This window comes from Oleiphilus sp. HI0067 (assembly GCF_001635735.1).
In genome coordinates this window covers 1-817 of sequence record NZ_LWFI01000164.1, presented here as the reverse complement: position 1 = coordinate 817, position 817 = coordinate 1, and the positions used below count along the sequence as shown (strand labels likewise).

Annotated in this window: 1 protein-coding gene; it reads right to left on the bottom strand. The window is 48.1% G+C overall.

The features are described from left to right. Nucleotides 1–817 (bottom strand): UbiD family decarboxylase (locus A3739_RS02260; RefSeq protein WP_156502264.1); only part of this gene is annotated, 817 nt, incomplete at both ends.

The window sequence follows — 817 nt, the reverse complement described above, 5'->3', positions numbered from 1 at the left end:
TCGACCCCAAACCAGAAATCGGCGAAGCGAAGTCGAGGTAATCTATTGGCGTGTTCTCGACCAAAGTAGTATCGCGTGCTGGATCCATTCTAGTCGTAATTGCCCAGATAACATCTTCCCAATTACGCGCATCTACATCGTCATCAGTCACAATGACAAACTTGGTATACATAAATTGACGCAAGAAAGACCAAACTCCCATCATGACCCGCTTCGCGTGCCCGGGATATTGTTTCTTGATCGTCACTACGGCTAATCGATACGAGCAGCCTTCTGGCGGCAAATAGAAATCAACGATCTCAGGAAACTGCTTTTGCAATATCGGTATAAAGACTTCATTCAATGCAAGCCCAAGTACAGCTGGTTCATCAGGTGGACGTCCCGTGTAAGTACTGTGGTAAATCGGATCTTTACGATGCGTAATACGCTCCACGGTAAATACTGGGAACTCATCTACTTCATTGTAATAACCTGTGTGGTCACCAAATGGACCTTCTGGAGCCGTGTCGTTGGGGTAAATAAAGCCCTCTAAAACAAACTCAGCACTCGCGGGCACAGTCAGCTCAGAATGCTTTGTCTTTACAGTTTCTGTTTTACCGCCACGCAGTAAGCCTGCAAACGCATATTCAGACAACGAGTCTGGCACCGGCGTTACAGCACCTAAAATCGTCGCAGGGTCTGCACCCAAAGCGACCGCCACTGGGAACGGTTTATCGGGATATTTCTCTTGCCACTCACGTAAATCAAGCGCGCCACCACGATGCGATAGCCAGCGCATGATCAGGCGATTCTTACCAATGACTTGCTGACGGTAGAT